Raw genomic sequence first — 7,378 nt, 5'->3', positions numbered from 1 at the left:
CGGCGCGCGGTGGATGACCGGCGGCGGGCCGAGCCGGCGGGGAGACCCGCTGGTGCGCCACGCCCCCCACGTCGCCACCGCCGTGGGCTCCGCCGTCCACGCCCGGCAGGCCTGCGTCCACGACGGCCCCGACCGCCTCCACCTCGCCCTGCACGCCGAGGAACAGCCGGTGTCGGTCGCCCTGTGGCGCAACCTCGGCGGCTTCCCCGAGCACGCCCCGTACCGCAGCAACGGCGTCGAACCGATGCTCGGCCGCGCCTTCGACCTCGCCGAGGCGGGACCCGACGACGCGGCCCGCGTCCCCGCCTCCGGCGAGGTGCGCTGGCGCCTCACCCTCGGCACCGCCTGCCGCTGCCCCTGAACACCGCAGTCGAGACAAGGAGTTCCCTACCGTGGATCTGCAAGCCGCCCTGGCCGCCCGCCGGTTGCTGGCCATCGTGCGCGGAGGCGACGCGGACGCCGCGCTGCGCACGGTGCTGGCCCTCGCCGAGGAGGGCGTCGACCTCATCGAGGTCTCCCTGAGCGGAACGGACGCCCTCACCGTCATCGAGCGGGCCCGGGACGCGCTCGGGCCCGACGCGCTCCTGGGCGCCGGGACCGTCCTGAGCGCCGACGACGCCCACGCCGCACACCGTGCGGGAGCCGCCTTCGTGGTGACACCCGGACTCGGCGACGGCGTCCGCGCCGCCCGCGACCTGGGCCTGCCGGTCCTCGCCGGGGTGCTGACCCCGACCGACGTCATCGCCGCCCGCGCGCTCGGAGCCGAGGCCCTGAAACTCTTCCCCGCCGCGCCCTTCGGCGGAGCGGACTACCTCAAGGCGCTGCGCGGCCCCTTCCCCGACGCGCCGTTCGTCCCCGTCGGCGGGATCGACGCCGCCGCCGCCCACGCCTGCCTCACGGCCGGCGCGACAGCGGTCGGAGTCGGCTCGCCCCTGGTCGGCGACGCCGCCGACGGAGGCAGCCTCGCCGCGCTCCGCGACCGGGCCCGCGCCTTCCGTGCCGTCGCGGAGGAGTCCGGACGATGAGCACCCCCACGCACGTCACCCGCCCCGACCGCCTGGAGCTCGGCGAGGGCATCCGCTGGACCGGCGAGGAGGTCGTCCTCGTCGACCTGCTGGCGGGCCGCCTCCTCAAGGCACCGACGGACCGGACCGGCCGCCTGGAACCGCTGGCCCGACTCCCCTTCCCGATCGGAGCGGTGGCCCCGGTGGCCGGGCGTCCCGGCACCTGGATCGCCGCCGCGGACACCGGCGTCTGCCTGCTGGCGCCCGACGGCGCGACCACCTGGCTGGGCCGGCCCGAGGACGGCGCGGCGGTCCGTACGCGCATGAACGACGCCGTCGCCGACCCCTCCGGCCGCTTCTGGGCGGGCAGCATGGGCTACGACGCGGACGAGAACGCCGGTTCGCTGTACCGGGTCGACCACGACGGTGCCGTGGTCCGGGTCCTGGACGGCATCACCGTCCCGAACGGACCCGCCTTCACGCCCGACGGCACGTGCATGTACCTCGCCGACAGTGCCAGGGGAGTGATCCGGCGCCACCCGGTCGACCGGGCCACCGGCGCCCTCGGCACACCCGAGGTCTTCGTCACGGTGGACGGCGGCAGCCCGGACGGCATGACCGTCGACGCCGAGGGCGCCCTGTGGGTCGCCGTGTGGGGGACCGGCACCGTGCGCCGCTACCTCGCGGACGGCACCCCCGACCGCGTCCTGCCGCTGCCCGCGAGCCAGCCTGCCGGAGTGTGTCTGGAGCACGACGTCCTGCACATCACCTCGGCCCGGGTGGGACTCGCGGATCCGCGTCCCGAGGACGGCGCCGTGTTCTCCGTCCGCGTGGACGTGCCCGGCCCGCCGACGCCCGCGTTCCGGCTCCACGAGGCCGTGCCCGTACCGGAGTTCCCGGCCGGGGGGCCCGCGTGACCGCGTCGTGGCGGCCGGCTCCCGGACCCGTCGTGTGCGTCGGGGAGACGATGGCGGCCCTGGCCCCCGACCCGGTCGGCCCGCTGGAGGAGGCCGAGCACCTGCGCCTGACGGTGGCGGGGGCCGAGTCCAACGTCGCGATGTACCTGGCCGACCACGGCGTACCGGTGGCGTGGCTCTCCGCACTCGGCGACGACGCGCCCGGCCGGCGCGTGCGGGCCGCCGTCGCCGCCGCCGGCGTCGACGTCACCCACGTCCGCACCGACCCCGACCGGCCCACCGGCCTGCTCCTCAAGTCCCCCCACCCGGACGGAACCCGGGTCCACTACTACCGTTCCGGGTCGGCGGCCTCCGCCCTCGGCCCCGGTCTGCTGGACACCCGGCCCGTACGCGCCGCGTCCCTCCTGCACGTCAGCGGGATCACCCCGGCGCTGTCCCCGTCCTGCCGGGACCTGGTGAGCCGCGCGCTCGGCACCGCGCCCGCCGAACGGCCGTACGCCGTCAGCTTCGACGTCAACCACCGCCCCGCCCTGTGGCACGACGGCACCGCGGCCACCGTCCTGCGCGATCTGGCCGACCGCGCGGATGTCGTCTTCGTCGGCCTGGACGAGGCCCAGGACCTGTGGGGTGCCGGTCTCACGGCCGCCGGCGTACGGGAGTTGCTGCCGCACCCGCGGATCGTCGTCGTCAAGGACGGCGCCGAGTCCGCCACCGCCGCCGTGCTGGACGGCGAACCCGTCGTGGTCCCGGCGCTGCGCACCCTGGTGGTCGAACCCGTCGGCGCGGGCGACGCCTTCGCCGCGGGATTCCTGGCCGGTCTCCTCCGCGGCGAGACCCTGACGCGCGCCCTGCGCCTCGGCCACATCACGGCCGGATCGGCCCTCAGGGTGACGGGCGACCACGGTTCGCTCCCCGACGCCGGGTCCGTACGACGGCTGCTCGGGCTGTCCGCCGAGGAGTGGGCCCGGGTGGCTCGCTCGGAGGACGCCCACCGTGAGGCGGGATCGCCGGACCGGTGAGACGGAGGGGTGTCCCCGTAGGGTCCTGAGGCCGGGCGGCAGGGGTCCGGTGCCGAGGGTGTGCGCGGATGCCTCCCCCACCCATCGAGTAAATTAGGTTAGGCTCACCTAAGTAACTCGCCGGACCGCTACGGCCCCTTCGGTCACCTTGGAGAACCCGCATGCGTTTCCACAGCGCCCGCGTCACGCGGCCGACCCCCGCCGAGCGCGTGCGGTCGGTCCTGTACGCGGCCCAGTCCATGACCGTGGTGAGTGACGGGAGCCATGCCGAGGTCCACCGTCTCGACGGCACCAGCGCGATGGGCCGCGTCCACCTCCACGATCCGGCCGAGGGCGGTCCCGCCGAGCCCGGCACGCGCGTCCCGGCGCGAGTCGAGTTCACCGACATCGCGCCCACGGCCGTGCGCGACCGGCTGCGTGCCCGCGTCACCCTCACCGGGCTGCTCGCGGCCCCCTACCGCGACGAGTCACCCCGAAGCGCCTGTATGGAGTTCGGACAGGCGGTCATCGAGGACGGTGAGGGCCGACGGTTCGTCACGTGGGAGGAACTCCAGGCCGTCGCCCCGGACCCGATGGCCACCAGCGAGGCGAGCATGCTGACCCACCTCGTGGACAGCCACGAGGAACTCGTCCCTCTCCTCGTACGCCTGGTGCGACCCCACCCGGTGAAGGGCATGATCCGCGCGGTCCCGCTGGCCATGGACCGGTACGGCGTGACCCTGCGCCTGGAGTACCCCACCACGCACCGTGACGTCCGGCTGCCGTTCGCCACGCCCGCCGGCGACATCGACCAGGCCGGCCCTCGGATCCGTGCCCTCCTGGCGACGGCCCGGCGCGCCTCCCACCACAGCCGCCTGTCCGCCTGACCCGGCCCGGCGTCAGCCGGCTCAGGCCCGTCCGACAGCTCGCCACCGACACGGGCGTGCATCAGGCGTCCCCATGGAGTCGTCGGTACGGAAATGGGCGGCCGAAGTCCCTTGGTAGGGTGCGCCGATGTCAACGATCAGGCAGTTCCAAGTCACCTTCGACTGCGCGGAACCCGAGCGCGTCGCCCGCTTCTGGTGTGAGGTGCTGGGGTACGTCGTACCACCACCGCCGGCGGGTTTCGCCACCTGGGACGACTACAACCGCTCCCGGGCTCCCGAGGACCAGGGCGCTTGGTTCGCCTGCGCTGATCCCTCGGGTGTGGGCCCGCGACTGTACTTTCAGCGCGTTCCCGAAGGGAAGGTCGTCAAGAACCGGGTGCATCTCGACATACGGGTCGGCACCGGCCTCGTGGGCGAAGAACGCCTGGCCACGCTGAAGGCCGAATGCGCACGGCTGGTCGAACTCGGCGCGGTGGTCGTGCACGTACTGCTCGCCGACGACGACAACGAGTCGTGCATCACCATGCAGGACGTCGAGGGCAACGAGTTCTGCCTCGACTGAGCCCCCCCCGCCGGTCTCCCGGCACCGATGTCAGTGCCGCCCTCTACGGTTCGAGAAGTGGGACCGGCGGGACAGGCCGTGGGTCCGCCCTGGGGAGGGGTCTGCCATGGCTGCGGGGTCCGCGGTGTCGACGACGTATCTGGAGCTGTCACAGGACGGCGACGGCGCGCACAAGTTCTACGAAGTAGCCGTCGACGAGCTGGTGGTGACGGTTCGTTACGGACGGATCGGTGCCGCGGGACAGACCCAGACGACGACGTTCGCCACTCCGGAGAAGGCGCGGTCGGCCGCCGCCAGGAAGGTCGGGGAGAAGGTCCGCAAGGGGTATGCCCCGGCCGTCGCCGGGCAGCGCGCCCCGCGCGCGGTGACCCGGCGTCAGGTCACCTCGGCTCCGTCCACGGCACGCGCGGTGGCCCCCGTGCTGTGGCGGTTCCGCACCGGTTCCTCGGCGTTCGGCATCCATGTCGACGACGACCGCTGCTGGGTCGGCAACCAGTCGGGCGACGTCTACACCCTGGACCACGAAGGCGGCGTCCTCGCCCGCTTCACCCTGCCGGACGGCGTGAAGTGCCTGGTGGCCGACGACTTCTGGATCTACGCGGGCTGCGACGACGGCAGGGTCTACGACCTGTCCTCGAAGGTGCCGTTCGCGGCCTACGACGTCGCGGCGGACGTCGACATCTTCTGGCTGGACATCCACGAGGGCGTCCTGAACGTCTCGGACCGCGCCGGCCGGCTCACCGTCATCGACCACGAGGACGAGCACCAGTGGGCCCGCCGCAGCCAGGGGGAGCACGCCTGGATGGTCCGCGCCGACGACCGGGCCGTTTACCACGGCCACCACCGCGGCGTCACCGCCTACGCACCGGACGGCGGCGGCGAGTTGTGGCACACGCCCACGCGTGGCGGCGTCCTGTTCGGCTGGCAGGAGCGGGACGCCGTGTACGCGGGAACCGCGCACCACGTCGTCCAGCGGCTGTCGAAGGCCACGGGCGGGATCGAGGCCACCTACGCCTGCGACAGCGCGGTCTACTCGTGCGCGACCTCGCCGAGTGGACGGTACGTCTTCGCCGGTGACGCGGCGTCGTCCGTCTACTGCTTCGACCGGGACGGGACACGCCTGTGGAAGCTCGGCACGGGCGGCGGCTCCGCGCTGTCGATGCAGTACCGCGACGAGCGCCTGTACCTGGTGACCACGGACGGCTCGCTGGTGTGCGTGGACGCGAGCGAGGCGGCGGTCGCCGCGGCCCAGCGGGGGACGGTACCGGTGGCGCGGGACGTCAAGCTCGCCGCGGCCCTGCCGGCCCACGCCCCGGCCACCGCCGTGGACGCGGTGACCACCGTGGCCCACGCCCCGGCCGGGGCGATCGTCGTCGAGTGCGTGCGGACGGGCGGCCGGCTGCGCGTACACGTGGTGTCCGAGGGCTACGACACGTCCTGGAACGTGCAGTTCCCGCGGACCATACGGGAGCCCGGCACACGCTACGTCGTGGACGCCCTGCACCCCGCGGCCGGCGGGTTCTACCGTGTCCGCGGTGACATCCGGCGACTGCTGTGAACGGGGCCCGTCGAAGGCCTCGGGCGGGCCGGCGTTGTCAGTGGTGACTGGAATCCTGGGACGCATGGACAGGGACGAGGAGTTGCTGCGCGGTCGGGTCTACGGTGCGGACCACGACGATCCCCGGCGGGGTCCACAGCCGGGACATGTCTACGGCGAGTTGGTCGGCGGTCCGCTGGACGGACTGCTGCTCGACATCACCGGCTGGACACCGGAGGAGACGGGCACCGGCGTCGCCCTCGAGACGGAGCTGGGGCGGTTCGGTGCCGGCGGGCGAGCGCTGTACGACCCGCGCCCCGGTGGCGGGGCCCGCTGGGACTGGTCGGGTGACACCCCCTGACCGCGCCCTCCGCCTGCGCCCACGCCGACGGCTGTCCGGCCGTCCGGCCAGGTGAGCAGGCCCCGGGCGGCCGGGACGGGCGCCGGGGATCGCCTGTTAGGCTGAAGGGCAGCGAAGGGGAGTAGTCCCGAGAACCGCTGGTCGACACACTGGGCACCCTAGGGAGCCCCGGCCACCGGGCCACCGCACGGCGTGCGGGGCGGACGAGACCTTCGGCCAGGCATGACCCGGCCCGCACTTCCGTGTGGGCTGCTCCGTCGTGCCGGGCCGAGTGGTTCCTCCCGTCGCCCTGTGGGTGCCGTACGAGCCGACGGCCCGGCCCCAGCAGAAAGCAAGGGAATGACCTTCGACCCCCTGGCGCTCATCACCGCCTTCGGGCTGATCTTCCTCGCAGAGCTCCCTGACAAGACCATGTTCGCCTCACTGGCCATGGGCACCAGGATGCGGCCGCTGTACGTGTGGTTCGGCACCTCCACCGCCTTCATCGTGCACGTCGCCATCGCCGTCGGCGCCGGCAGTCTCCTCGGCATGCTTCCGGCCATGGCCGTCAAGCTCGTCTCCGCCGCCTTGTTCGCCTTCGGTGCCTTCGTCCTGCTGCGTGGGGGAGACGATGACGACGAGGACGGCACCGCGAAGACCGTGACCGGCTTCTGGCCCGTCTACACCACGGCCTTCATGGCCGTCTTCATCAGCGAATGGGGCGACCTCACCCAGATCACGACGGCCAACCTGGCCGCCACGAACGGCTGGCTGCCCACGGCCATCGGCTCGGCCCTCGCCCTGATGTCGGTCTCCGCGCTCGCCCTCGTGGTGGGGCGTTTCATCGCCCAGCGCGTGCCGCTGAAGAACGTCCAGCGCATCGGCGCCCTGTGCATGGGCGGACTCGCCGTCTGGACCCTCGTCGAAGCCTTCACCGGCTGACACCTCCGCCGGACGCGCGCGATCACGGGACACCGGCCGGGGTTCAGGCGGCCGGTCGTCCAGGAGCGGCTGTCCAGGAGTGGCCTTCCAGGAGGGGTGCCGTCGGGACACCCGTCCGGTCGGCTCCCCCTCCGGCGGAGGCGGCGGTCCACCGCGGGCGGGCGGCGGGCGCCCTGGGGGCCGGGGGGGCC

8 protein-coding genes and 1 pseudogene are annotated in these 7,378 nt (G+C 73.7%); all 9 read left to right on the top strand.

Translation table 11 applies throughout. The features are described 5' to 3' along the window. Window positions 1-361 (top strand): annotated as a pseudogene (locus ACFV2J_RS34470) (hypothetical protein); the annotation flags it as partial. A gap of 31 nt (window positions 362-392) precedes the next feature. Then, window positions 393-1,025: a bifunctional 4-hydroxy-2-oxoglutarate aldolase/2-dehydro-3-deoxy-phosphogluconate aldolase gene (locus ACFV2J_RS34465; protein WP_385085330.1), complete on the top strand. Its 633-nt coding sequence runs from the start codon at window positions 393-395 to the stop codon at window positions 1,023-1,025. Next, the gene (locus tag ACFV2J_RS34460; protein ID WP_385085332.1) at window positions 1,022-1,921 is read left to right on the top strand and encodes an SMP-30/gluconolactonase/LRE family protein; all 900 of its coding nucleotides are present in this window, start codon (window positions 1,022-1,024) and stop codon (window positions 1,919-1,921) included. Before ACFV2J_RS34465 ends, ACFV2J_RS34460 begins: the two co-directional genes overlap by 4 nt. After that, a complete protein-coding gene (locus ACFV2J_RS34455; protein ID WP_385442355.1) occupies window positions 1,918-2,940 on the top strand; it encodes a sugar kinase in 1,023 nt (340 codons plus the stop codon). Before ACFV2J_RS34460 ends, ACFV2J_RS34455 begins: the two co-directional genes overlap by 4 nt. 161 nt (window positions 2,941-3,101) lie before the next feature. Further along, a complete protein-coding gene (locus ACFV2J_RS34450; RefSeq protein WP_385085336.1) occupies window positions 3,102-3,806 on the top strand; it encodes a DUF2470 domain-containing protein in 705 nt (234 codons plus the stop codon). Between the two features lie 127 nt (window positions 3,807-3,933). After that, the gene (locus ACFV2J_RS34445) at window positions 3,934-4,368 is read left to right on the top strand and encodes a VOC family protein (protein WP_385085338.1); all 435 of its coding nucleotides are present in this window, start codon (window positions 3,934-3,936) and stop codon (window positions 4,366-4,368) included. A gap of 106 nt (window positions 4,369-4,474) precedes the next feature. Continuing rightward, window positions 4,475-5,926, top strand: a complete 1,452-nt coding sequence (locus ACFV2J_RS34440; protein WP_385442350.1) for a WGR domain-containing protein — start codon at window positions 4,475-4,477, stop codon at window positions 5,924-5,926. 64 nt (window positions 5,927-5,990) lie between these two features. Continuing rightward, a complete protein-coding gene (locus ACFV2J_RS34435) occupies window positions 5,991-6,266 on the top strand; it encodes a hypothetical protein (RefSeq protein ID WP_385085341.1) in 276 nt (91 codons plus the stop codon). Window positions 6,267-6,605: 339 nt separating this feature from the next. After that, window positions 6,606-7,187 carry a TMEM165/GDT1 family protein gene (locus tag ACFV2J_RS34430; protein WP_385085343.1) on the top strand — a complete coding sequence of 194 codons (582 nt, stop codon included), beginning with the start codon at window positions 6,606-6,608 and terminating at the stop codon, window positions 7,185-7,187. Window positions 7,188-7,378: the final 191 nt, after the last annotated feature.

Origin of the sequence: Streptomyces sp. NPDC059668 (assembly GCF_042734135.1) — a bacterium.
Lineage (GTDB): Bacteria > Actinomycetota > Actinomycetes > Streptomycetales > Streptomycetaceae > Streptomyces.
Note: the sequence above shows the minus strand (reverse complement) of the source record. Positions and strands in the feature narration are given on the sequence as shown.